Origin of the sequence: Rhizomonospora bruguierae (genome assembly GCF_018397995.1) — a bacterium.
Lineage (GTDB): Bacteria > Actinomycetota > Actinomycetes > Mycobacteriales > Micromonosporaceae > Rhizomonospora > Rhizomonospora bruguierae.
The window spans coordinates 1-1467 of the sequence record NZ_BBQH01000146.1 but is presented as its reverse complement, the minus strand read 5'-3'; the positions used below and the strand labels follow the sequence as shown (position 1 = coordinate 1467).

General features: G+C 68.0%; 1 protein-coding gene. It reads left to right on the top strand.

All coding sequences use genetic code 11. The features are described 5' to 3' along the window. Positions 1 to 201 precede the first annotated feature (201 nt). Entirely contained in the window at positions 202 to 1437 is a 1236-nt protein-coding gene (locus tag KJS59_RS30535; protein ID WP_213457454.1) for an ISAs1 family transposase, read from the top strand. The last annotated feature ends 30 nt before the right edge of the window (positions 1438 to 1467 follow it).

Here is a 1467-nt window from a genome sequence, read left to right as displayed (position 1 = left end):
CACGGGCACGGCAAAGTCGGAGAGTGTGCGACTGGGGACTCTGTGTTGATGTCCCGAGTGGAGTTGACGGGGCGGGCACGGCTCCGGTGATCTTGAGGTTGTCTACGCCTTCAGATCACTGTGTGGAGTACCGTGCCCGCGCCTGCATCATTGCTGATCAACGCTGTCCAAGGCCAGTCGGAGGAGGAGACACGACCGGTCATGTTGGGCCGTAATGGGCAGGAAAGCCTGGTCGCAGCCCTGTCGGAGGTTCCCGATCCGCGGGATGCGCGGGGTATCCGGCATCAGGTGCCGACGGTGGTCGGGTTGTCGTTGGCCGCGGTGCTGGCGGGGAGCCGGTCGGTGTACGCGATCGGGCAGTGGATCGCCGGGTGTTCGCAGAAGACGCTGCGCGCGTTCGGTGCCCGCGTCGATCCGGCGACTGGCCGGTATGTCGGTCCGGACGAGAAGACGGTGCGGGGGTTGTGTGCCCGGCTCGACGGCGACGCGCTGGACGCCGCGATGGGGTGGTGGTTGCAGCGCCGAGCTCTGGCGGCGGCGCGGGCGGAGGCACGGACGGGGGTCCGGCCGCCGCGGGGCCGTAAGGCCCGCCGCCGGGCCAAGGCTGCCGGTCAGGGCCGTCCGCGGGCCAGTACGAGGGGCCGGCACCGGCCACGGTTGCCGCAGGTCGCGGTGGACGGCAAGACCAGCCGTGGCGGGAAGACCGCTGGTAGCCCGGCGCCGCATCTGCTGGCCGCGTTGTCGTGCGCGGGTGTCGTGCTCGCCCAACGCCAGATCGCGGACAAGAGCAACGAGATCGGCGCGTTCGTCGGGCTGTTGACCCCACTCGACCTGGTTGATCACGTGGTGACGGCCGACGCGATGCAGACGCAGCGTAAGCACGCCCGGTGGCTGCGCGAGGAGAAGAAGGCCCACTTCGTGTTCCCGGTGCTGGACAACCAGCCCACCCTGTTCGATCGGCTCGACGCCCTCGCCTGGGCCGATGTGCCGGTCACCGCGTCCAGCGTGGACGACGACCGGGGCCGACACGAGACACGGACCATCCAGGTACTGCCCGCCCCACCCGAGTTGAACTTCCCGTACGTCGCGCAGGTGTTCCTGATCGAACGCACCGTCACGATCAAGGGCAAGACCACCTACCAGGCGATGCTGTACGTCACCAGCCTCACCGCCGCCCAAGCCGACCCCGCTGATCTCCTCGCGTACGTCCGACAACACTGGAGCATCGAGGTTCTCCACTGGATCAGGGATGTGACCCTCGGCGAGGACGCCTCCCGGATCCGCACCGGCAACTCACCCCGGGTCATGGCGACCCTACGCAACGCATCGGTGAGTCTGCTCAGAATCCACGACACCGTCAACATCGCCGCCGCGCTGCGATACAACGCCCGCAAAAACCGCCGGATCCTCAAACTCCTGGAGCTTCTACCAGGCTAAACACCGAGCCGGCCGACTTTGCCGTGCCCG